The sequence below is a fragment of the Methylobacterium iners genome (genome assembly GCF_022179305.1).
In the GTDB taxonomy this organism is placed as follows: domain Bacteria; phylum Pseudomonadota; class Alphaproteobacteria; order Rhizobiales; family Beijerinckiaceae; genus Methylobacterium; species Methylobacterium iners.
Genome location: NZ_BPQP01000013.1, coordinates 77,005 through 94,904, shown reverse-complemented (window position 1 = coordinate 94,904; position 17,900 = coordinate 77,005). Strand labels below are relative to the sequence as shown.

Annotated in this window: 32 protein-coding genes; 29 read left to right on the top strand and 3 right to left on the bottom strand. The window is 67.1% G+C overall.

Annotation, left to right across the window (positions count from 1 at the left end; translation table 11 throughout):
• Positions 1 to 105 precede the first annotated feature (105 nt).
• The 12 genes from rpsJ to MFF55_RS04650 all read left to right on the top strand — a co-directional run bounded on the left by rpsJ (position 106) and on the right by MFF55_RS04650 (position 6,246).
• A complete protein-coding gene (gene rpsJ, locus MFF55_RS04705) occupies positions 106 to 414 on the top strand; it encodes a 30S ribosomal protein S10 (RefSeq protein WP_238242925.1) in 309 nt (102 codons plus the stop codon).
• Positions 415 to 464: 50 nt separating this feature from the next.
• Entirely contained in the window at positions 465 to 1,205 is a 741-nt protein-coding gene (gene rplC / locus MFF55_RS04700; RefSeq protein ID WP_238242924.1) for a 50S ribosomal protein L3, read from the top strand.
• Positions 1,205 to 1,825 carry a 50S ribosomal protein L4 gene (gene rplD, locus MFF55_RS04695; RefSeq protein WP_238242923.1) on the top strand — a complete coding sequence of 207 codons (621 nt, stop codon included), beginning with the start codon at positions 1,205 to 1,207 and terminating at the stop codon, positions 1,823 to 1,825. The genes rplC and rplD overlap by 1 nt, the downstream gene beginning before the upstream one ends.
• Positions 1,822 to 2,118 carry a 50S ribosomal protein L23 gene (locus MFF55_RS04690; protein ID WP_091974121.1) on the top strand — a complete coding sequence of 99 codons (297 nt, stop codon included), beginning with the start codon at positions 1,822 to 1,824 and terminating at the stop codon, positions 2,116 to 2,118. The genes rplD and MFF55_RS04690 overlap by 4 nt, the downstream gene beginning before the upstream one ends.
• A gap of 26 nt (positions 2,119 to 2,144) precedes the next feature.
• Positions 2,145 to 2,981 (top strand): 50S ribosomal protein L2, encoded by an 837-nt coding sequence (rplB, locus tag MFF55_RS04685; protein ID WP_238242922.1) that lies wholly within the window; start codon positions 2,145 to 2,147, stop codon positions 2,979 to 2,981.
• 6 nt (positions 2,982 to 2,987) lie between these two features.
• Positions 2,988 to 3,266 (top strand): 30S ribosomal protein S19, encoded by a 279-nt coding sequence (rpsS, locus tag MFF55_RS04680; RefSeq protein WP_238242921.1) that lies wholly within the window; start codon positions 2,988 to 2,990, stop codon positions 3,264 to 3,266.
• Between the two features lies 1 nt (position 3,267).
• The gene (gene rplV / locus MFF55_RS04675) at positions 3,268 to 3,654 is read left to right on the top strand and encodes a 50S ribosomal protein L22 (RefSeq protein WP_238242920.1); all 387 of its coding nucleotides are present in this window, start codon (positions 3,268 to 3,270) and stop codon (positions 3,652 to 3,654) included.
• Positions 3,655 to 3,664: 10 nt separating this feature from the next.
• Positions 3,665 to 4,411 (top strand): 30S ribosomal protein S3, encoded by a 747-nt coding sequence (gene rpsC / locus MFF55_RS04670; RefSeq protein WP_238242919.1) that lies wholly within the window; start codon positions 3,665 to 3,667, stop codon positions 4,409 to 4,411.
• Between the two features lie 39 nt (positions 4,412 to 4,450).
• On the top strand, positions 4,451 to 4,864 hold the full coding sequence (gene rplP / locus MFF55_RS04665) for a 50S ribosomal protein L16 (RefSeq protein ID WP_238242918.1): 414 nt from the start codon (positions 4,451 to 4,453) through the stop codon (positions 4,862 to 4,864).
• A 14-nt stretch (positions 4,865 to 4,878) separates the two neighbouring features.
• Positions 4,879 to 5,094, top strand: a complete 216-nt coding sequence (gene rpmC, locus MFF55_RS04660; protein ID WP_018044221.1) for a 50S ribosomal protein L29 — start codon at positions 4,879 to 4,881, stop codon at positions 5,092 to 5,094.
• A 10-nt stretch (positions 5,095 to 5,104) separates the two neighbouring features.
• The gene (gene rpsQ / locus MFF55_RS04655; protein WP_238242917.1) at positions 5,105 to 5,371 is read left to right on the top strand and encodes a 30S ribosomal protein S17; all 267 of its coding nucleotides are present in this window, start codon (positions 5,105 to 5,107) and stop codon (positions 5,369 to 5,371) included.
• A gap of 122 nt (positions 5,372 to 5,493) precedes the next feature.
• On the top strand, positions 5,494 to 6,246 hold the full coding sequence (locus MFF55_RS04650) for a hypothetical protein (protein ID WP_238242916.1): 753 nt from the start codon (positions 5,494 to 5,496) through the stop codon (positions 6,244 to 6,246).
• 71 nt (positions 6,247 to 6,317) lie between these two features.
• On the opposite strand, the gene MFF55_RS04645 is transcribed toward MFF55_RS04650, so the two are convergent.
• Together MFF55_RS04645 and MFF55_RS04640 are read right to left on the bottom strand one after the other, a co-directional pair.
• The gene (locus tag MFF55_RS04645; RefSeq protein WP_238242915.1) at positions 6,318 to 6,641 is read right to left on the bottom strand and encodes a type II toxin-antitoxin system PemK/MazF family toxin; all 324 of its coding nucleotides are present in this window, start codon (positions 6,639 to 6,641) and stop codon (positions 6,318 to 6,320) included.
• Entirely contained in the window at positions 6,638 to 6,859 is a 222-nt protein-coding gene (locus MFF55_RS04640) for an antitoxin MazE family protein (RefSeq protein WP_238242914.1), read from the bottom strand. The genes MFF55_RS04645 and MFF55_RS04640 overlap by 4 nt, the downstream gene beginning before the upstream one ends.
• A 313-nt stretch (positions 6,860 to 7,172) precedes the next feature.
• Between MFF55_RS04640 and rplN the strand changes: the two genes are divergently transcribed.
• From rplN to rplQ, 17 genes are all read left to right on the top strand, one after another.
• Positions 7,173 to 7,541, top strand: coding sequence for a 50S ribosomal protein L14 (gene rplN, locus MFF55_RS04635; protein WP_238242913.1), 369 nt, complete (start codon positions 7,173 to 7,175; stop codon positions 7,539 to 7,541).
• Positions 7,541 to 7,858 (top strand): 50S ribosomal protein L24, encoded by a 318-nt coding sequence (gene rplX, locus MFF55_RS04630; protein ID WP_056183523.1) that lies wholly within the window; start codon positions 7,541 to 7,543, stop codon positions 7,856 to 7,858. Before rplN ends, rplX begins: the two co-directional genes overlap by 1 nt.
• Entirely contained in the window at positions 7,851 to 8,417 is a 567-nt protein-coding gene (gene rplE / locus MFF55_RS04625; protein WP_238242912.1) for a 50S ribosomal protein L5, read from the top strand. The genes rplX and rplE overlap by 8 nt, the downstream gene beginning before the upstream one ends.
• 39 nt (positions 8,418 to 8,456) lie before the next feature.
• The gene (rpsN, locus tag MFF55_RS04620; protein ID WP_238242911.1) at positions 8,457 to 8,762 is read left to right on the top strand and encodes a 30S ribosomal protein S14; all 306 of its coding nucleotides are present in this window, start codon (positions 8,457 to 8,459) and stop codon (positions 8,760 to 8,762) included.
• A 12-nt stretch (positions 8,763 to 8,774) separates the two neighbouring features.
• Entirely contained in the window at positions 8,775 to 9,170 is a 396-nt protein-coding gene (rpsH, locus tag MFF55_RS04615; RefSeq protein WP_238242910.1) for a 30S ribosomal protein S8, read from the top strand.
• A 22-nt stretch (positions 9,171 to 9,192) separates the two neighbouring features.
• Positions 9,193 to 9,726, top strand: coding sequence for a 50S ribosomal protein L6 (gene rplF, locus MFF55_RS04610; RefSeq protein WP_238242909.1), 534 nt, complete (start codon positions 9,193 to 9,195; stop codon positions 9,724 to 9,726).
• A gap of 12 nt (positions 9,727 to 9,738) precedes the next feature.
• Complete coding sequence (gene rplR, locus MFF55_RS04605) at positions 9,739 to 10,101, top strand: 50S ribosomal protein L18 (RefSeq protein WP_238242908.1); 363 nt, start codon at positions 9,739 to 9,741, stop codon at positions 10,099 to 10,101.
• A 97-nt stretch (positions 10,102 to 10,198) separates the two neighbouring features.
• Positions 10,199 to 10,786, top strand: a complete 588-nt coding sequence (gene rpsE / locus MFF55_RS04600; RefSeq protein WP_238242907.1) for a 30S ribosomal protein S5 — start codon at positions 10,199 to 10,201, stop codon at positions 10,784 to 10,786.
• A gap of 12 nt (positions 10,787 to 10,798) precedes the next feature.
• Positions 10,799 to 10,990, top strand: coding sequence for a 50S ribosomal protein L30 (gene rpmD, locus MFF55_RS04595; protein WP_238242906.1), 192 nt, complete (start codon positions 10,799 to 10,801; stop codon positions 10,988 to 10,990).
• Positions 10,991 to 11,001: 11 nt separating this feature from the next.
• Positions 11,002 to 11,511, top strand: a complete 510-nt coding sequence (rplO, locus tag MFF55_RS04590; protein ID WP_238242905.1) for a 50S ribosomal protein L15 — start codon at positions 11,002 to 11,004, stop codon at positions 11,509 to 11,511.
• A gap of 116 nt (positions 11,512 to 11,627) precedes the next feature.
• Positions 11,628 to 12,965 carry a preprotein translocase subunit SecY gene (secY, locus tag MFF55_RS04585; RefSeq protein WP_238242904.1) on the top strand — a complete coding sequence of 446 codons (1,338 nt, stop codon included), beginning with the start codon at positions 11,628 to 11,630 and terminating at the stop codon, positions 12,963 to 12,965.
• A 151-nt stretch (positions 12,966 to 13,116) separates the two neighbouring features.
• Positions 13,117 to 13,719 (top strand): adenylate kinase, encoded by a 603-nt coding sequence (locus MFF55_RS04580; protein WP_238242903.1) that lies wholly within the window; start codon positions 13,117 to 13,119, stop codon positions 13,717 to 13,719.
• A 287-nt stretch (positions 13,720 to 14,006) separates the two neighbouring features.
• Complete coding sequence (gene rpsM / locus MFF55_RS04575; RefSeq protein ID WP_238242902.1) at positions 14,007 to 14,375, top strand: 30S ribosomal protein S13; 369 nt, start codon at positions 14,007 to 14,009, stop codon at positions 14,373 to 14,375.
• A gap of 169 nt (positions 14,376 to 14,544) precedes the next feature.
• Positions 14,545 to 14,934 carry a 30S ribosomal protein S11 gene (gene rpsK, locus MFF55_RS04570; RefSeq protein ID WP_056091630.1) on the top strand — a complete coding sequence of 130 codons (390 nt, stop codon included), beginning with the start codon at positions 14,545 to 14,547 and terminating at the stop codon, positions 14,932 to 14,934.
• Positions 14,935 to 14,959: 25 nt separating this feature from the next.
• On the top strand, positions 14,960 to 15,835 hold the full coding sequence (locus tag MFF55_RS04565) for an MBL fold metallo-hydrolase (RefSeq protein WP_238242901.1): 876 nt from the start codon (positions 14,960 to 14,962) through the stop codon (positions 15,833 to 15,835).
• Between the two features lie 115 nt (positions 15,836 to 15,950).
• Positions 15,951 to 16,970, top strand: coding sequence for a DNA-directed RNA polymerase subunit alpha (locus MFF55_RS04560; RefSeq protein WP_238242900.1), 1,020 nt, complete (start codon positions 15,951 to 15,953; stop codon positions 16,968 to 16,970).
• A 250-nt stretch (positions 16,971 to 17,220) separates the two neighbouring features.
• Positions 17,221 to 17,631: a 50S ribosomal protein L17 gene (rplQ, locus tag MFF55_RS04555; RefSeq protein WP_238242899.1), complete on the top strand. Its 411-nt coding sequence runs from the start codon at positions 17,221 to 17,223 to the stop codon at positions 17,629 to 17,631.
• 91 nt (positions 17,632 to 17,722) lie between these two features.
• On the opposite strand, the gene MFF55_RS04550 is transcribed toward rplQ, so the two are convergent.
• Positions 17,723 to 17,887, bottom strand: a complete 165-nt coding sequence (locus MFF55_RS04550; RefSeq protein WP_238242898.1) for a YqaE/Pmp3 family membrane protein — start codon at positions 17,885 to 17,887, stop codon at positions 17,723 to 17,725.
• Positions 17,888 to 17,900 lie beyond the last annotated feature (13 nt).

Genomic DNA, 17,900 nt, shown 5'->3' with positions numbered 1-17,900 from the left:
CGCCGCCATCAACGATTAATCGCAAACACGGTCGTCTGCTGCAGGGATCGATAGAGGGGCGGGCCCTCGCGCCCGCTCCTCATCCTCCCGCCAAGGTTTCAGGTCATGAACGGTCAGAACATCCGCATCCGCCTCAAGGCGTTCGATCACCGCATCCTGGATGCGTCGACCCGTGAGATCGTCTCGACGGCCAAGCGCACCGGCGCCACGATCCGTGGTCCGATCCCGCTGCCGACGCATATCGAGAAGTTCACCGTCAACCGCTCGCCGCACATCGACAAGAAGTCGCGCGAGCAGTTCGAGATGCGCACGCACAAGCGTGTGCTCGATATCGTCGATCCGACGCCGCGGACCGTGGACGCGCTGATGAAGCTCGACCTCGCCGCCGGCGTGGACGTGGAGATCAAGCTCTAAGTCCCGCCGGGACCTAGAGCTTACCGTTTCATCGCGCGAGGGAGACACCTATGCGCTCAGGCGTCATTGCACAGAAGGTCGGCATGACCCGCGTCTTCACGGAGGCGGGCGAGCATGTCCCCGTCACCGTGCTCAAGATCGATCAATGCCAGGTGGTCGCTCACCGCACCACCGAGAAGGACGGCTACGTCGCGCTTCAGGTTGGCGTCGGCAAGGCCAAGGTGAAGAACGTGTCGCGCGCCGAGCGCGGCCGCTTCGCCGTCGCCAAGGTCGAGCCGAAGCAGAAGCTCGCCGAGTTCCGCGTCAGCGAGGACGCGATGATTCCGGTCGGCGCCGAGATCACGGCCGACCACTTCATCGCCGGCCAGTTCGTCGACGTCACCGGCACCACCACCGGCAAGGGCTTCGCCGGCGGCATGAAGCGCTGGAACTTCGGCGGCCTGCGCGCGACGCACGGCGTCTCGGTCTCGCACCGCTCGATCGGTTCGACCGGCGGCCGTCAGGATCCGGGCAAGACCTTCAAGAACAAGAAGATGCCGGGCCACATGGGCGTCGAGCGGGTCACGACCCAGAACCTGCGCGTCGTGCGGACCGACCCCGAGCGCGGCCTCATCCTCGTCGAGGGTGCGGTGCCGGGCGTGGCCGGTGGCTGGATCCAGGTTCGCGACGCGGTGAAGCGCAAGCTGCCCGCCGACGTGCCGCAGCCGGGCAAGTTCCGCGAAACCCATTCCGCTGCCGAGACCGCCCAGGTCGAGGCTCCCGAGGCTCCCGCTTCCGAGGAGAACGCGTGATGAAGCTCGATATCACCACCCTCGACGGCGAGGGCGCCGGCTCGGTGGAGCTCGACGAGACCATCTTCGGTCTCGAGCCCCGCGCCGACCTCCTCCAGCGCATGGTCCGCTGGCAGCTTGCCAAGCGCCAGGCCGGCACGCATGCGGTGAAGAACCGTTCGGACGTGAACCGCACGCGCAAGAAGCTCTACAAGCAGAAGGGCACCGGCAACGCCCGCCACGGCGCCGCCTCGGCCCCGCAGTTCCGCGGCGGCGGTCGTGCCTTCGGCCCCGTCGTGCGCAGCCATGCCCATGACCTGCCCAAGAAGGTCCGGGCGCTCGCGCTTCGTCACGCACTCTCGGCCAAGGCCAAGAGCGAGACCCTGATCATCGTCGACGACGTGAAGCTCGCCGACGGCAAGACCAAGGGCCTCGTCGAGCGCTTCGGCAAGATGGGCCTGTCCAGCGCGCTGATCATCAGCGGGTCCGAGGTCGACGTGAATTTCGGCCGCGCGGCGCGCAACATCCCCCAGATCGACGTGCTACCGGTCCAGGGCATCAACGTCTACGACATCCTGCGCCGCGACAAGCTCGTGCTGACGCGCGCGGCGATCGATGCGCTGGAGGCGCGTTTCAAATGAGTGCCGATCCGCGCCACTACGACATCATCGTCTCGCCCGTGATCACGGAGAAGGCGACGAACCTGACCGAGCAGAACAAGGTCGTGTTCCGGGTCGCGCCGAAGGCGACGAAGCCGCAGATCAAGGAAGCGGTCGAGAAGCTGTTCGACGTGAAGGTGACGGCGGTCAACACGCTTGTCACCAAGGGCAAGAAGAAGATCTTCCGCGGGCTCCGCGGGCAGCGTTCGGACGTGAAGAAAGCGATCGTCACCCTCGCCGAAGGCGAGACGATCGACGTCACGACCGGGCTTTGAGACAAGACCGGGTAGGGATTTAACCGATGGCCTTGAAGACATTCAAACCGGTCACGCCGAGCCTGCGCCAGCTCGTGCTCGTCGACCGCCGTGAGCTCTACAAGGGCAAGCCGGTCAAGGCGCTCACCGAGGGCAAGTCGTCGTCCGGCGGCCGCAACAACCTCGGCCGCGTTACCGTCCGCTTCCGCGGCGGCGGTCACAAGCGCACGCTGCGCAACGTCGACTTCAAGCGTCGCGAACAGCTCGGCGTGACGGCCACCGTGGAGCGGATCGAGTACGATCCGAACCGCACGGCCTTCATCGCGCTGATCAGCTACCCGGACGGCAAGCAGAGCTACATCCTGGCTCCGCAGCGCCTGCAGCCGGGCGACAAGGTCGTTGCGGCCGAGCAGGTCGACATCAAGCCGGGCAACGCCGGTCCGTGCGGTAACATGCCGGTCGGCACCATCGTTCACAACGTCGAGCTGAAGATCGGCAAGGGCGGCGCGATCGCCCGCTCGGCCGGCAATTACGCGCAGATCGTGGGCCGCGACCAGGGCTACGTGACACTGCGCCTGAACTCGGGCGAGCAGCGCCTGGTCCACGGTCAGTGCTTCGCCAGCGTCGGCGCGGTGTCGAACCCGGATCACATGAACATCTCGCTCGGCAAGGCCGGCCGCAATCGCTGGCTCGGCAAGCGCCCGCACAACCGCGGCGTTGCCATGAACCCGGTCGACCACCCGCACGGCGGCGGTGAGGGACGCACCTCCGGCGGCCGTAACCCGGTCACGCCGTGGGGCGTGCCCACGAAGGGGAAGAAGACGCGGTCCAACAAGCGGACCGACACCTTCATCCTCGCCAGCCGTCACAACCGCAAGAAGTAATCGCCCATGGCACGCTCGCTCTGGAAGGGGCCGTTCATCGACGGCTACCTCCTCAAGAAGGCCGAGGCCGCGCGCGGCTCCAGCCGGAACGAAGTCATCAAGATCTGGAGCCGCCGCTCTACGATCCTGCCGCAGTTCGTCGGGCTCACCTTCGGTGTGCACAACGGACAGAAGCACATCCCGGTCTACGTCTCCGAGGAAATGGTCGGTCACAAGTTCGGCGAGTTCTCGCCGACCCGCACCTTCCACGGTCACGCGGCCGACAAGAAGGCGAAGAGGCGCTGAGATGGGCAAGCAAGCCACCCCCCGCGCACTGCCCGACAACGAGGCCAAGGCCGTCGCGCGCATGCTGCGCGTCAGCCCGCAGAAGCTGAACCTCGTGGCGCAGCTCATCCGCGGCAAGAAGGTCGAGTCGGCGCTGGCCGACCTCGAGTTCTCCCGCAAGCGGATCGCCCGCGAGGTCAAGAAGTGCCTCGAGAGCGCCATTGCGAACGCCGAGAACAACCACGACCTCGATGTCGACGATCTCGTCGTCAAGGAGGCGTTCGTCGGCAAGGCGCTGGTGCTGAAGCGCTTCCACGCCCGTGCCCGCGGCCGCGGCGCCCGTATCCTGAAGCCCTTCGCGAACCTCACCATCGTGGTGCGCGAAGTCCCAACCGCCGAAGCGGCGTGAGGAGGACCTGATGGGCCAGAAAGTCAATCCGATCGGTCTGCGGCTCGGCATCAACCGGACCTGGGACTCGCGTTGGTTCGCCCAGAAGGGCGAATACGCCAAGCTGATGCACGAGGACGTCGCGATCCGCGCCGCTCTCATGAAGCAGCTGAAGCAGGCGGCGGTGTCGAAGATCGTCATCGAGCGTCCGCACCGGAAGTGCCGCGTCACCATCCACTCGGGTCGTCCCGGCGTCGTGATCGGCAAGAAGGGCGCGGATATCGAGAAGCTGCGCAAGCTCGTCGGCACGCTCACCAAGGCCGATGTCACGATCAACATCGTCGAGGTGCGCAAGCCCGAGATCGACGCCACGCTGGTGGCCGACTCGATCGCCCAGCAGCTCGAGCGTCGCGTCGCCTTCCGCCGCGCCATGAAGCGCGCCGTGCAGTCGGCGATGCGTCTTGGCGCCGAGGGCATCCGGATCAACTGCTCGGGCCGTCTCGGCGGCGCCGAGATCGCGCGCCAGGAATGGTACCGCGAGGGACGCGTTCCGCTGCACACGCTGCGGGCCGACGTGGATTACGGTGTCGCCACCGCCTTCACGACCTACGGGACGTGCGGGATCAAGGTCTGGGTGTTCAAGGGCGAGATCCTCGAGCACGACCCGATGGCGCAGGATAAGAAGGCGCAGGACGAGGGCGGCCGTTCGGGCGGTCGTCGCGAGCGCGACGGCGAAGGTGGCCGCGAGCGTGGCAGGCGCGATCACGCCAACGCGTGATCGTCCGCCAGTCGCCAGGAGAGGTGTTGAGAGGCTGCCATGTTGCAACCCAAGAAAACCAGGTTTCGTAAGCAGTTCAAGGGTCGCATCCACGGTGCGGCCAAGGGCGGCTTCGAGCTCAACTTCGGTCAGTTCGGCCTCAAGGCGATCGAACCTGAGCGCGTCACTGCGCGGCAGATCGAGGCGGCCCGCCGCGCGATCACCCGCGAGATGAAGCGCCAGGGCCGCGTCTGGATCCGGATCTTCCCCGACGTACCGGTCACGGCCAAGCCTACGGAAGTCCGCATGGGCTCGGGCAAGGGCGCGCCCGAATTCTGGGCCGCCCGCGTGCATCCCGGCCGCATCATGTTCGAGGTCGACGGTGTCGCCGAGGACATCGCCAAGGAGGCTCTGCGCCTCGGTGCCGCCAAGCTCCCGATCCGTACGCGGGTCGTCCAGCGCATCGCCGATTGAGAGGGGAGGGGATCATGAAGTCATCGCAGAGACAGTCTGATCTGGCCGCCCTGTCGCCGGATCAATTGAACGACGAGCTGCTGAACCTGAAGAAGGAGCAGTTCAACCTGCGCTTCCAGGGGGCCACCGGCCAGCTCGAGAACGTCGCCCGCGTCCGCGAGGTTCGCCGCGACATCGCCCGCGTCCGCACCCTTCAGCGTCAGAAGACGCTGAAGTCGGCGCAGGCCTGAGGAGTTACCGATGCCGAAGCGCGTATTGCAGGGTGTTGTCGTCAGCGACAAGGGCGAGAAGACCATCGTGGTGAAGGTGGAGCGGCGCTTCACCCATCCGGTCATGAAGAAGACGGTTCGCCGTTCGAAGAACTACCACGCCCACGACGAGACGAACGTCGCCAAGGTCGGGCAGACGGTCTCGATCGAGGAGTGCCGGCCGTTCTCGAAGACGAAGACCTGGAAGCTGGTCGGGGACGAGGCCGCGCCAGCCGAGGCGGCGGGCGCCGAGGCCTGAAGCCGGTATCCGGAACGATGCTTTCAGAGGCGGGCGCGGGAGATCTCCGCGCCCGCTCTCGTTTGCGCGGTGCGGCGCAGGTTCCCGCCGTCGCGTGGGCTGGCCTCGGGGCGGGATCTCGGATGAGGGCTCAGCCGGCCATGCGCGCGGCGGTGGTTCTGGCGCTGGCCTGGCTGCAGGCCGGCGACCTTCGTGCGGAACCGGCCGCGCGCGACCTTACGATCGAATTGGGCGGCGATCTGCTGACCCATGGCGGCGTCGTGGTCGTCTATCCGATTCCGACCTCCACCGCGGCAGGGGAGAGCGGGCCCGGCGCCGTCAGGATCGACGAGCGCTATGCCGAGGTGCAGCTTCGCTATCCCCGCGGAGGAACCTACGCCTATCGCCTCCGGCCGGTCGCAGGAACGGCTGACGCGAAGGCGCATGCCACGGAAGTCCTTTCGATCGTCGGGACCGACGAGGAGGGGCGCGGGCCGCAGATGTCCGCAGGTTTCGAGAAGGCTTACTCAAGCGGCGGACGGGTCATCCGGGTGCCTGCCTTGGCGGAACTCTCCGGGGCGGACGACGCGACGCGCACGGACGCGCGATGGGGGCGAACCCAGGGCTACAAGGCCGTGCCGCCCGCGGATCGGCAAAGCGCGCGCGCCCTCGTCAGTGTCGTCGAGTACGGCCCGAAGCCGGCGACCCTCCGATGTGTCGCCGGGGGGCGCCGCGTCCAGGTCTGCACGGTCGCGCAGGAGGAATGGACCGGCCTCACGGCTCAGTGGTGGCGCGCCATCGCCGATCAGCGGCTTGGGCGCCTCGAGGATCACGCCTTGCGCCGATGCTACGATCAGGCGCCCGACGGCAGCACTTGCGAGCCCGTTCCCAAGTAGGACGAACCGGTCTTCCAGGTTCGGAAGCGAGACCCGTGAAACTTCGGACATCCTGCCGAATCGCTTGAGGCTCACGCGATTGCGAGGAAGACCGCCATGGATCGGGTCACCGAGAGCATGTTCTCCTCGTCGAGGCGCCCGAACGGCACCCCGAGCTTGTCGCGCCTCACCGACATGGCCTTGTCGATCATGACCTGCGACGCCTTGCGAAGCCCGTTCTCCGATGTCGGCTGGACCGTCAGCCGGATCAACGGCGCATCCACGGTCGTGCCGGAGACCAGGAGTACCGTCACAGTACCCGTCTCAGCGAATTGATCCGACTGGATCACCAAAGCGGGACGCGGCTTTCCGAAATCGCCGGAGAGAGCGACCGACACTAGGTCGCCCCGCCTCATGCCTCCCTCTCGTCGAGGTCGGACAACGCCGCGTCCAAGAAGGCGGAGAGGTCGGCGTCGGCTGCGTCGGCCGCAGCGACCACCCTCGCCTGACGGCGGCATTCCTCCGAGAAGCCCGGGCGTCGCGTATCGGGAACCCAGATTTGGATGGGTCTCAAACCTGCGGCGCGCATCGCATCGCGACGCTTTCTAACCCGCTGACTGACGGATGTCGGCATGCACGACCCGGAGACAATGTTACATGTAACAACTGGGAAATCGCCGACCATCAGTCAAGGATAATGGCAGGCCCGGAATGGGCAGCACGGCGCATTGATTTCCCTTGCGCCGCCGGCCACCACGTAGTATCGGCCGTCCCTCGCGACATTCACGAGGGTGCTAGCACCCATCGCACGCGGCGACCGCGCCGGCCAAGGCCGATTGCGCGGTCCTTCATATGAGTCGGGGACATCAGATCCCCATCAGGCGTCGTCCGCCGGGCAATACCGCCCGCGTGCGGAAACCCGTCTGAAACAAGGAAAGGTCACTGTCGTGATCCAGATGCAGACGAATCTGGACGTCGCCGACAATTCCGGTGCGCGTCGCGTGATGTGCATCAAGGTGCTCGGTGGGTCGAAGCGGAAATATGCCAGCGTCGGCGACATCATCGTGGTGTCCGTCAAGGAAGCGATTCCCCGCGGTCGCGTGAAGAAGGGCGACGTCATGAAGGCGGTCGTCGTCCGCACCGCCAAGGACCTCAAGCGTCCCGACGGGTCGGTGATCCGCTTCGACAAGAACGCCGCCGTCCTGATCAACAATCAGAAGGAGCCGATCGGCACCCGCATCTTCGGGCCCGTGCCCCGCGAGCTCCGCGGCCGCAACCACATGAAGATCATCTCGCTCGCCCCGGAGGTGCTGTGATGGCTGCCAAGGTCAAGAAGGGCGACAAGGTCGTCGTCCTCACCGGCCGCGACAAGGGTCGTTCCGGCGAGGTCATCCAGGTGCTCCCGAAGGAGGATCGCGCGCTGGTTCGCGGGATCAACCTGGTGAAGAAGCACCAGAAGCAGACGCAGAACCAGGAAGGCGGCATCGTCTCGAAGGAGGCTGCCATCCATCTCTCCAACATCGCCGTCGCCGACCCCAAGGACGGGCAGCCGACGCGGGTTGGTTTCCGCATTCTCGACGACGGCCGCAAGGTCCGGTTCGCCAAGCGCTCGGGGGATCTGATCGATGGCTGAGAAGAACGCTGACAACTACGTCCCTCGCCTGCGCAAGCACTACGACGAGGTCGTGCGCCAGAAGCTGATCGAGGAGTTCGGCTACAAGAACCCCATGCAGGTCCCGACGATCGAGAAGATCGTGATCAACATGGGCGTCGGCGAGTCGACGGCCGATTCGAAGAAGGCGTCCGTCGCCGCCGCCGATCTCGCGCTGATCGCCGGTCAGAAGCCGGTCATCACCCGGGCCCGCAAGGCCATCGCGACCTTCAAGGTCCGCGAGGGCATGCCGATCGGCTGCAAGGTCACGCTCCGCAAGGCGCGGATGTACGAGTTCATGGATCGGCTGATCACCGTCGCGCTGCCGCGCGTCCGCGACTTCCGCGGCCTGAACCCGCGCTCCTTCGACGGTCGCGGCAACTACGCGCTCGGTCTCAAGGAGCACCTCGTGTTCCCGGAGATCTCGTACGACAAGGCCGAGGCGACCTGGGGCATGGACATCGTGATCCAGACCACGGCCCAGACCGATGCGGAGGCGCGCGCGCTCCTCTCGCAGTTCCGATTCCCGTTCCGGCAGTAAGCGGCGCAAGCCCCTTATACGCGGACACCGGAGAGAGACATGGCAAAGAAGAGCTCAGTCGAGAAGAACAACCACCGCAAGGAGCTGGTCAAGCTTTACGCCGCCAAGCGCAAGGCCCTGCTCGCCACCGCCAACAACGAGTCCCTCGAGATGGAGGAGCGCTTCGAGGCGCGCTTGAAGCTCGCGGAACTGCCCCGCAACTCGTCGGCCACCCGCATCCGCAACCGCTGCGGCATGACCGGCCGTCCGCGCGCCTTCTACCGCAAGATGGGCATCTCGCGCGTCGCGCTGCGGGAACTCGGCAACCAGGGTCTGATCCCCGGTCTCGTCAAGTCGAGCTGGTAAGGAGCACGCACCATGGTCAACGATCCCGTGGGCGATATGCTCACCCGCATCCGCAACGGTCAGCAGCGCCGCCGCAACGTCGTGCAGACGCCAGGCTCGCGCCTGCGCGCCAGCGTCCTCGACGTGCTCAAGGCCGAGGGCTACATCCGGGACTACGCGACAACGGATTACGGCAACGGCCGCACCGAGTTCGCGATCGAGCTGAAGTACTATGACGGCCAGCCCGTCATCCGCTCGATCCAGCGCGTCTCGAAGCCCGGCCGTCGCGTCTACTCGTCGGTCGGCGAGCTCCCCCGCGTCGCCGACGGCCTCGGCGTCACCATCGTGTCCACCCCGCAGGGCGTCATGGCCGACCACGAGGCGCGCGAGCGCAACGTCGGCGGCGAAGTGCTCTGCAAGGTGTTCTGATCCCGGACAGGAGGAGAAGGCAATGTCTCGCGTAGGCAAGAAGCCCGTTCCCGTCCCGTCCGGCGTGACGGCGACGGTGACCGGTCAGACGGTGAAGATGAAGGGCGCGAAGGGCGAATTGCAGTTCGTTGTGCCGAACCTGGTGGACGTGTCCTTCGCCGACGGCGCCGTGTCCGTCCAGCCGAAGAACCAGTCCAAGCAGGCCCGCTCCCTCTGGGGCACCTCGCGGGCTCAGGTCGCGAACCTCGTCGAGGGCGTCTCGAAGGGCTTCGAGAAGAAGCTGGAGATCACCGGCGTCGGCTATCGCGCCGCCATGGCCGGCAAGGCGCTCAAGCTATCGCTCGGCTACAGCCACGACATCGAGTACCAGATCCCGGCCGGCATCACGATCGTGACGCCCAAGCCGACGGAGATCGTGATCTCCGGGATCGACCGTCAGGTCGTCGGTCAGGTCGCCGCCGAGATCCGCGAGTATCGCAGCCCCGAGCCCTACAAGGGCAAGGGCGTCAAGTACGCGGGCGAGTTCATCTTCCGCAAGGAAGGCAAGAAGAAGTAAGGGCCGCCGATCATGTCACGCAAAATCGATGCACTCGACCGCCGCAAGGCGCGCGTGCGCCGCGCGCTGCGGGCGGCGGCCAACGGACGGCCCCGGCTCTCGGTGTTCCGTTCCTCGAAGCAGATCTACGTCCAGGTCATCGACGACGCGGAGGGGCGCACCCTCGCCGCGGCCTCGAGCATCGACAAGGATCTGCGCGCCAGCCTAAAGACCGGTGCCGACGTGGCGGCGGCGGCCGCCGTGGGCAAGCTCGTCGCCGAGCGCGCCAAGGCTGCCGGCGTCACGAAGGTCATCTTCGACCGCTCGGGCTACCTCTACCACGGGCGCGTCAAGGCGCTCGCCGAGGCGGCCCGCGAGGGCGGTCTCGAATTCTAAGACGATCGGCGGAGAAGGGCGGTCTCGGGCCGCCCTTCGTCGAAACGCATCAAGCGAGCGGGCTCCGCCGCCCGCGTCAGTGAGACGGGATTGAACCATGGCACGTGAACGGGAAGGCGGTGGCCGCGGCCGCCGCGACGAGCGCGAGGAGCGCGACAGCGAATTCGTGGACAAGCTCGTCCACATCAACCGCGTCGCCAAGGTGGTGAAGGGCGGCCGTCGCTTCGGCTTCGCGGCCCTCGTCGTCGTCGGCGACCAGAAGGGCCGCGTCGGCTTCGGCCACGGCAAGGCGCGCGAAGTGCCGGAAGCCATCCGCAAGGCGACGGAAGCGGCCAAGCGCGGCCTCGTCCGCGTGGCGCTTCGCGAAGGCCGCACCCTGCACCACGACGTGCACGGCCGCCACGGTGCCGGCAAGGTCATTTTGCGCGCCGCCCCTCAGGGTACCGGCATCATCGCCGGCGGCCCGATGCGCGCCGTGTTCGAGACGCTCGGCATGCAGGACGTGGTGGCGAAGAGCCTCGGCTCCTCGAACCCCTACAACCTCGTGCGCGCCACCTTCGACGCGCTGAAGAACGAGGACAGCCCGCGCGCCGTCGCCGCTCGCCGCGGTCTCAAGGTCTCCGCGCTGCAGTCGCGGCGCCGCGATGCCGACCCGACCGATCTGTCCGAAGCCGCAGTAGCGTAGGGGGAGGGTGATATGGCTGCCAAGACTCTCCGCGTCGAGCAGATCGGCTCCCCGATCCGCCGCGAGGGCGACCAGCGCGCGACGTTGATCGGCCTCAAGCTCAACAAGCTGCATCGGGTCGCCACGCTGGAGGATACGCCCTCCGTGCGCGGCATGATCCGCAAGGTGCAGCACCTCGTGCGCGTCCTCGACGACGCGGCCTGAGGGAGGGCATCATGAAACTCAACGAAATCAGCGACAACGAAGGCGCAACCAAGAACCGGATGCGCGTCGGCCGGGGTATCGGCTCCGGCAAGGGCAAGACCGCGGGACGCGGCGTGAAGGGCCAGAAGGCCCGCACCGGCGTCTCCATCAAGGGCTTCGAGGGCGGTCAGATGCCGCTGCATCGCCGCCTGCCCAAGCGCGGCTTCAACAACATCCACGCCGCCGACCTGAACGAGGTGAATCTCGGCCGGGTGCAGCAGGCGGTGGATGCCGGGCGCCTCGACAAGGCCGCGACCGTGACGGTCGACGCCCTCGTGGCCGCCGGCATCTGCGCCCGTGCGCGCGATGGCGTGAAGCTGCTCGGCGTCGGCGAGCTGACCACGAAGCTCACTTTCGAGGTCACCCGCGCGTCGAAGTCGGCGATCGAGGCGGTCGAGAAGGCCGGCGGCTCGGTCACCGTGCAGTATGAGGCGGGCGCTGCCGCCCGCGGGACGAAGGCGGCCGCCGCCGCCGTTGCGTAGCGCGGGGCCAGCCCTTAAGTCGAAGCCTGCGAGCGGCGGCCCGTGCGACTTGCGCGCGGCCGCCGTTTCGCTTTTTTCGGGTCCTCGGACCCGCATGAATCTCAGGAATCGGTGACATGGCCTCAGCCGCCGAGCAGCTTGCCGCGAACCTCAATTTCGGGGCCATCGCCAAGGCCGACGAGCTCAAGAAGCGCATCTGGTTCACGCTCGGCGCGCTCGTGGTTTTCCGGCTGGGCACCTACATCCCAATCCCGGGCATCGATCCGGACCAGTTCGCGCGGAACTTCCAGAGCCAGGCCGGCGGCGTGCTCGGGCTGTTCAACATGTTCTCCGGCGGTGCCGTCGAGCGCATGGCGATCTTCGCGCTCAACATCATGCCCTACATCTCGGCCTCGATCATCATTCAGCTCCTCACCTCGGTGATCCCGACGCTGGAGTCGCTGAAGAAAGAGGGCGAGTCGGGCCGCAAGGTCATCAACCAATACACCCGCTACCTCACGGTCCTCCTCGCGCTGGTGCAGTCCTGGGGTATCGCCTTCGGCCTGCAGGGATCGAGCGCGGCGACGGATCCGGGCCCGTTCTTCATCCTCTCGACGGTCATCACCCTGACGGGCGGCACGCTGTTCCTCATGTGGATCGGCGAGCAGATCACCTCGCGGGGCATCGGCAACGGCTCCTCGCTGATCATCTTCGCGGGTATCGTGGCGCAGCTGCCGACCTCCATCATCGGGGCGCTGGAGCTTAGCCGCACCGGCGCTCTCTCCTCCGCGGTGATCCTCGGCGTGGGCGTCGCGGCGATCGCGCTCGTCTACTTCATCGTGTTCATGGAGCGCGCCCAGCGCCGGCTGCTGATCAACTACCCGAAGCGTCAGGTCGGCAACAAGATGTACGAGGGCCAGACCTCGTTCCTGCCCCTGAAGCTCAACACGGCCGGCGTGATCCCGCCGATCTTCGCCTCCTCGCTGCTGCTCCTGCCGGCGACCATCGCGAGCTTCTCGGCCAACCAGGGCGGCACGGGCGTGCTCGCCACGATCACGACCTATCTGGGCCACGGCCGGCCGCTCTACATGCTGCTCTACGCGGCGCTGATCATCTTCTTCGCCTTCTTCTACACGGCGGTGGTGTTCAACCCGCAGGAGACGGCCGACAACCTGAAGAAGCACGGCGGCTTCATCCCCGGTATCCGGCCGGGCGAGCGCACGGCCTCCTTCATCGACAAGGTGCTGACCCGCATCACCCTGATCGGCGCGCTCTACCTCACCTTCGTCTGCCTCGTGCCCGAGATCCTGGCCTCCTACGCCTCGGCCGCGATCGGCTTCGGCGGCACCTCGCTGCTCATCGTCGTCTCGGTGACGATGGACACGGTCGCCCAGATCCACGGGCATCTGATGGCGCATCAGTACGAGGGGCTGGTGAAGAAGGCGAAGCTGCGCGGCGCCACGCGGCGGCGCTGAGCCGCCGGCGTCTCAGCCGAAAGGTGACTCCATCACGAGGCCGGGACACCCTATGGTGCCGGCGGCTTGATGCCGGGGAGGCATCGCGGGTACGCCCGACAAGTCCGGTCATGAAGGCCGGCACCGGGTCAACGACAAGGGACACGACGCCATGCGGATCATTCTGCTCGGGCCGCCGGGCGCAGGCAAAGGCACTCAGTCCGCGCGGATCGTCGAGCGGTTCGGCATCCCGCAGCTCTCGACGGGCGACATGCTGCGCGCGGCGGTCGCGGCCGGCACGCCCGTCGGGCTCGAGGCCAAGGCCGTGATGGAGAGCGGCGGACTCGTGCCGGACGCGGTGGTGGTCGGCATCGTGGCGGACCGCATCGAGGAGCCCGACGCGCACGGAGGCTTCATCCTCGACGGCTTCCCGCGCACCGTCGAGCAGGCGGCCGCCCTCGACCGGATGCTCGCGGACAAGTCGCTGGCGCTCACCACGGTCATCGAATTCGCGGTGGACGAGGAGGCCCTGGTCGGGCGGATCGCCAAGCGCGCCGCTGAGACGGCGGCCCGCGGCGAGCCGGTCCGCAAGGACGACACGCCAGAGGTCTTCAAGACCCGCCTGGACGCCTACCGCAAGCAAACCGCTCCGCTCTCGGCCTATTACGCCAGCCTCGGCATGCTGCAGACCCTGGACGGCATGAAGCCCGTCGATGCGGTCACGCAGGACGTGATGGCCATCCTCCAACCTCATGCCGAGCGCGTCGCGTCCTAAGGGCCGTCGTACCTGACGTAGTGGCTTCCTGGTCTTCGGGCGAGCCCGTCTTCCTCACGCGAGTCCGCCTGCACGGCACTGGAGAATGCGCTAGGGTTGACACATCTGCCGGCCCGCGCTAGCAGGCCGGTCTTCGTCCAGACGGAACGGGTCCGGGGCGCCTCATCTGGGGCGGCTCGCGGGCCGATTTGTCGTTATGGACAGCGCGCAAGGGCCGGCCTCCACCGGACGCGCGTGAAAAACCCCGGGCTCGGCCGCGCGCCGCAGCGCCTTGATGGAGAATGACCTTGGCCCGTATCGCCGGCGTAAACATCCCGACCAACAAGCGCGTCGTCATCGCGCTGCAGTACATCCACGGCATCGGCTCCAAGAAGGCCGAGGAGATCGTGGGCAAGGTCGGCATCCCGGCCGAGCGCCGCGTCAACCAGCTCACCGACGCCGAGGTGCTGCAGATCCGCGAGACGATCGACCGCGACTACATCGTCGAGGGCGACCTGCGCCGCGAAGTCTCGATGAACATCAAGCGCCTGATGGACTTGGGCTGCTACCGCGGCCTGCGCCACCGCCGCAACCTGCCGGTCCGCGGCCAGCGCACGCACACCAACGCCCGCACCCGCAAGGGCAAGTCGAAGCCGATCGCCGGCAAGAAGAAGTAGTTTTTCTCGTTGGAGGCCGTGCTTCGCTCGGCCTCTGACCGTCGCGCCGGGTGTCCCGCGAGGCGCACGGTCTGACAGGTCGGAACGCCGTGAGCGTGCCGGCCGAACTCCCAAAAGAATCCCGAGCGCCTGGCATTACGGGCGTGCCTGAAGGAAGAGCGAAACAGAGATGGCCAAGGAAGCAACCCGCGTTCGTCGTCGCGAACGCAAGAACATCGTGTCGGGCGTCGCGCATGTGAACGCCTCCTTCAACAACACGATGGTCACGATCACCGACGCGCAGGGCAACACGATCTCGTGGTCCTCTGCCGGCGCCATGGGCTTCAAGGGCTCGCGCAAGTCGACGCCCTACGCCGCGCAGGTCGCGGCCGAAGACGCCGCCCGCAAGGCCGCGGAGCACGGCATGCGCACCCTCGAGGTCGAGGTCTCGGGTCCGGGTTCGGGCCGTGAATCGGCGCTCCGCGCGCTGCAGGCGGCGGGTTTCACCGTCACCTCCATCCGCGACGTGACCTCGATTCCGCATAACGGCTGCCGTCCGCGCAAGCGTCGCCGGGTCTGATCGGCGATCGGGAACGGAGACGCGCGTGACGGACACGAGCAGGCCGCTTCCGGGTGTGCTGCGCTGGAGCCTCGGTGACCTCACGGTCACCGTGCTCAACGACGGCTACCTGCAGGGCTCCCTCGACGTCGTCACCGGCATTCCGCGCGAAGAGGCCGGCGCGCTCCAGGCTGCCGGCTTCCGCGCCGAGGCGCCCCGGATCACGCTGAACGCCTTCCTGATCACCGGACCCGGCCGTGCGCCGATCCTGATCGACACGGGGATGGGTGGTTTCGGCGGCGATACGCTGGGCCGCGTTCCCGCGGGGCTGACAGCGGCCGGTATCCGCCCGGACGAGATCGGGACGGTGCTGCTCACGCATCTTCATCCCGACCATGCCGGTGGGCTGATCGATGCGGGGGGCAAGGCGGCCTATCCGAATGCCGGCCTCGTGCTCCATGCCGACGAGTCCGCGCATTGGCTCGGCGATGACGTGCTCGCGCGCGCGCCGGAGGGCGCGAGGCCGTCCTTCGAGATGGCGCGGAAGTCGGCCGCTCCCTACGCCGGCCGCACGACGCTGCATACGGGCGGCGAGGTCGCGCCGGGCATCGAGGCGGTGCCGTTGCCGGGCCATACGCCTGGCCATACCGCCTTCCGGATTACGTCCGGTGCCCGCACGCTGATGATGTGGACGGACGTGATCCACCTGCCGGCCATCCAGTTCAAGAACCCCGAGGCTGGGGTGACGTTCGACGTGGACGGCGAGAAGGCCCGAGCCGTGCGCAGGCGCGTCCTCGACGAGGTGGCGAGCGAGCGCTGCCTCATCGCCGGCTCACACCTGGAATTTCCGGCCCTCGGCTACGTCGTGCGCGAGGGTGCCGGCTACAGCTTCGTGCCCGAGCTCTGGGTCGCGGCACAGTGACGGACGCGGCGACGCGGACGACGAATTTCGAGACCGGTCGACGCCGGGCGTAGCGTCGGACGGAAGCAGCGCGGACCCCTTCGTGGACCGCGTCAGAGTTGCGAGAGGTAGGACCGTGGTCATTCAGAAGAACTGGCAAGAGCTCATCAAGCCCAACAAGCTCCAGGTCTCGACCGGGCACGACCCGAAGCGGGTGGCGACGGTCGTCGCCGAGCCCCTCGAGCGCGGCTTCGGCACGACGCTCGGCAATTCGCTGCGCCGCGTGCTGCTGTCCTCGCTCCAGGGCGCGGCCGTCACTTCCGTCCAGATCGACGGCGTGCTGCACGAGTTCTCCTCGATTCCGGGCGTGCGCGAGGACGTCACCGACATCGTCCTCAACATCAAGACCATCGCCATCCGCTCGCAGACGGAGGCGCCCAAGCGCCTGACGCTGCGCAAGACCGGTCCCGGCACGGTCACGGCCGGCGATATCGGCGCTGTCGGCGACATTCAGATCCTCAACCCCGATCTGGTGATCTGCACGCTCGACGACGGCGCCGAGATCCGGATGGAGTTCACGGTCGCGACCGGCAAGGGCTACGTCCCGGCCGAGCGCAACCGGCCCGAGGACGCACCGATCGGCCTGATTCCGGTCGACGCGCTGTTCTCGCCCGTCACGAAGGTGTCCTACCGCATCGAGACCACCCGCGAGGGCCAGGATCTCGACAAGGACAAGCTGACGATGACGATCGAGACCAACGGCGCCGTGTCGCCGGAGGACGCGCTCGCCTACGCCGCCCGCATCCTGCAGGACCAGCTCCAGGTCTTCGTGAACTTCGAGGAGCCCCGCAAGGAGGAGGCGCAGCCGCTCGCGCCGCAGCTCCCCTTCAACCCGGCCCTGCTCAAGAAGGTCGACGAGCTCGAGCTCTCGGTCCGTTCGGCGAACTGCCTGAAGAACGACAACATCGTCTATATCGGCGATCTCATCCAGAAGTCGGAGGGCGAGATGCTGCGCACCCCGAACTTCGGCCGCAAGTCGCTCAACGAGATCAAGGAAGTGCTCGCCGCCATGGGCCTCCACCTCGGCATGGACATCCCCGGCTGGCCGCCGGAGAACATCGAGGACCTCGCCAAGCGCTTCGAGGAGCATTACTGACATCCTCCGAGGCATTCCGGGGCTGCGCGGCAGAGCCCGGAACCCAGAACCGCCAACAGCGCTCCAGCCTGTCAATGTCGGCGGCTATGGGTTCCGGGTTCGCCTGCGGCGCCCCGGAATGACAAACGGGGTCTATTGGCCCAGCGTTGAGAAGAAATCCCGCCGCGGGGTCATGCGGAAATTACAGCCTCGATCGTGAGGCGCTTGGCCGTTCCGTGGCACGGCGGCCATCAACGAAGGAAAGCCAACCATGCGTCACGGTTTCCGCGGTCGGCGGTTCAACCGCACCACAGAGCATCGCAAGGCGATGTTCGCCAACATGTCCGCCGCGCTGATCAAGCACGAGCAGATCGTCACCACGCTGCCGAAGGCGAAAGACCTGCGTCCCGTCGTCGAGAAGCTGATCACGCTCGGCCGCACCGACACGCTGCACGCCCGGCGCCTTGCCATGGCGCAGCTGCGCGACGCCGACATGGTCCGCAAGCTCTTCGACGTGCTCGGCCCCCGCTACAAGGCGCGCCCCGGCGGCTATTGCCGCATCATGAAGGCGGGCTTCCGCTACGGCGACAACGCCCCGCTTGCCGTGATCGAGTTCGTCGATCGCGACGTCGATGCTCGTGGCAAGGATTCCGGTCCGTCGCAGGAGGCCGAGGCGGCCTGAGGCGAGTGATCGGTGATCAAAATAGATAAGGCGGCCGGATCGGCCGCCTTTTTCGTTTCCAGGCTCTCCCAGGCACTCGCGGTGCCTTTCGTCAGCTGCGGCGCGTGATGATCCAGATCGCGTGGATCATGCCCGGGACGATGCCGAGGATGGTCAGCAGGATGTTCAGGAGGAACTGCAATCCGATGCCGGCCGTGACAAGCACGGCGATCGGCGGCAGGAAGATCGCGAGCAGGATGCGGATAAGATTGGACACGATGTCTCCGGGT

Bases quoted from the DNA above. Each gene is read 5' to 3' on its own strand.
- rpsC (WP_238242919.1), top strand. From the start codon at position 3,665: ATGGGCCAGAAAGTCAATCCGATCGGTCTGCGGCTCGGCATCAACCGG.
- rpsS (WP_238242921.1), top strand. From the start codon at position 2,988: ATGGCACGCTCGCTCTGGAAGGGGCCGTTCATCGACGGCTACCTCCTC.
- rpmC (WP_018044221.1), top strand. From the start codon at position 4,879: ATGAAGTCATCGCAGAGACAGTCTGATCTGGCCGCCCTGTCGCCGGAT.
- rplD (WP_238242923.1), top strand. From the start codon at position 1,205: ATGAAGCTCGATATCACCACCCTCGACGGCGAGGGCGCCGGCTCGGTG.
- rpsJ (WP_238242925.1), top strand. From the start codon at position 106: ATGAACGGTCAGAACATCCGCATCCGCCTCAAGGCGTTCGATCACCGC.
- rpsQ (WP_238242917.1), top strand. From the start codon at position 5,105: ATGCCGAAGCGCGTATTGCAGGGTGTTGTCGTCAGCGACAAGGGCGAG.
- rplC (WP_238242924.1), top strand. From the start codon at position 465: ATGCGCTCAGGCGTCATTGCACAGAAGGTCGGCATGACCCGCGTCTTC.
- rplB (WP_238242922.1), top strand. From the start codon at position 2,145: ATGGCCTTGAAGACATTCAAACCGGTCACGCCGAGCCTGCGCCAGCTC.
- rpsH (WP_238242910.1), top strand. From the start codon at position 8,775: ATGGTCAACGATCCCGTGGGCGATATGCTCACCCGCATCCGCAACGGT.
- MFF55_RS04645 (WP_238242915.1), bottom strand. From the start codon at position 6,641: ATGAGGCGGGGCGACCTAGTGTCGGTCGCTCTCTCCGGCGATTTCGGA.
- rplP (WP_238242918.1), top strand. From the start codon at position 4,451: ATGTTGCAACCCAAGAAAACCAGGTTTCGTAAGCAGTTCAAGGGTCGC.
- rplX (WP_056183523.1), top strand. From the start codon at position 7,541: ATGGCTGCCAAGGTCAAGAAGGGCGACAAGGTCGTCGTCCTCACCGGC.
- MFF55_RS04580 (WP_238242903.1), top strand. From the start codon at position 13,117: ATGCGGATCATTCTGCTCGGGCCGCCGGGCGCAGGCAAAGGCACTCAG.
- secY (WP_238242904.1), top strand. From the start codon at position 11,628: ATGGCCTCAGCCGCCGAGCAGCTTGCCGCGAACCTCAATTTCGGGGCC.
- rplO (WP_238242905.1), top strand. From the start codon at position 11,002: ATGAAACTCAACGAAATCAGCGACAACGAAGGCGCAACCAAGAACCGG.
- rpsK (WP_056091630.1), top strand. From the start codon at position 14,545: ATGGCCAAGGAAGCAACCCGCGTTCGTCGTCGCGAACGCAAGAACATC.
- MFF55_RS04690 (WP_091974121.1), top strand. From the start codon at position 1,822: ATGAGTGCCGATCCGCGCCACTACGACATCATCGTCTCGCCCGTGATC.
- rpsE (WP_238242907.1), top strand. From the start codon at position 10,199: ATGGCACGTGAACGGGAAGGCGGTGGCCGCGGCCGCCGCGACGAGCGC.
- rplR (WP_238242908.1), top strand. From the start codon at position 9,739: ATGTCACGCAAAATCGATGCACTCGACCGCCGCAAGGCGCGCGTGCGC.
- rplQ (WP_238242899.1), top strand. From the start codon at position 17,221: ATGCGTCACGGTTTCCGCGGTCGGCGGTTCAACCGCACCACAGAGCAT.
- rplF (WP_238242909.1), top strand. From the start codon at position 9,193: ATGTCTCGCGTAGGCAAGAAGCCCGTTCCCGTCCCGTCCGGCGTGACG.
- rpmD (WP_238242906.1), top strand. From the start codon at position 10,799: ATGGCTGCCAAGACTCTCCGCGTCGAGCAGATCGGCTCCCCGATCCGC.
- rplV (WP_238242920.1), top strand. From the start codon at position 3,268: ATGGGCAAGCAAGCCACCCCCCGCGCACTGCCCGACAACGAGGCCAAG.
- MFF55_RS04650 (WP_238242916.1), top strand. From the start codon at position 5,494: ATGAGGGCTCAGCCGGCCATGCGCGCGGCGGTGGTTCTGGCGCTGGCC.
- rpsN (WP_238242911.1), top strand. From the start codon at position 8,457: ATGGCAAAGAAGAGCTCAGTCGAGAAGAACAACCACCGCAAGGAGCTG.
- MFF55_RS04640 (WP_238242914.1), bottom strand. From the start codon at position 6,859: ATGCCGACATCCGTCAGTCAGCGGGTTAGAAAGCGTCGCGATGCGATG.
- rplE (WP_238242912.1), top strand. From the start codon at position 7,851: ATGGCTGAGAAGAACGCTGACAACTACGTCCCTCGCCTGCGCAAGCAC.